At 35.4% G+C, this 779-nt stretch carries 1 protein-coding gene; it reads right to left on the reverse strand.

The features are described from left to right. Positions 1–375: 375 nt before the first annotated feature. Complete coding sequence (locus B0A66_RS22640) at positions 376–732, reverse strand: hypothetical protein (protein ID WP_089052108.1); 357 nt, start codon at positions 730–732, stop codon at positions 376–378. Between the last annotated feature and the right edge of the window lie 47 nt (positions 733–779).

Consider the following 779-nt stretch of genomic DNA (forward strand, 5'->3'; position numbering starts at 1 on the left):
CCAAAAGGAACTGTTGCTCCAGGATAAGTATGTCCCATTTTGGCTGTACCAATCATAGGATCGACATATTGTACTAAATTTTTTGTTTTTGTCTGCGCTGTTACTTTGTTACTTAAACCCAGCGCCAAAAATGATACACAGAGAAGAAGACTCTTAGTGGTTAAAATATTCATTAGTTGTTTTTTGATCGTTATTAGTTTAGTTTCTAATTTTTGATAGAAAAGTACAATAAAATATACTCTTTTAAAAACATTTAGACTCAAAAGCTTTTAACTCGCTTTAGAGTTTAAAAGAAAATCCTGCCTCAATCTCTTTGTTGTTACACTTAGAAAGGAGCAGGATTTGTTATTATAAGATAGTTAATGATTGGCGAAATTATTCACTCATTTCATCGTAGCGTTCCGGAACTTGGGGATCGTATAACGGACATTTGAATTCTTCCATTAAAGCGACCAATTTATTCATGGTTTTGCCTTCGGTTCCGTAACAATCGATTTTGATACTTTGCGGAGTTGAAAGCACCTGAAATGCTCCTTTCCCGGAAGTATTTTGCCAGCTGTTTTCGTCTACTTTTTCCCATTGCGAAAACACAGAAGCAATCCTGTTCATGATAACCTCCACAGGAAGTGTTTCCAGTCCTTCGACTGTTTCTTTTTCTACAAGAGCTTCATAAACTTCGTGATGGTTTAAGTAAACTTCTTCTATGTATTTCCAAAAAAGTAATTCGTACATCGTCTGGTGTTTTTTTTATGGTTATTCCTGTAGAGACGCACTGCTGT

It is taken from the genome of Flavobacterium hercynium, from assembly GCF_002217285.1.
In the GTDB taxonomy this organism is placed as follows: Bacteria; Bacteroidota; Bacteroidia; order Flavobacteriales; family Flavobacteriaceae; genus Flavobacterium; species Flavobacterium hercynium.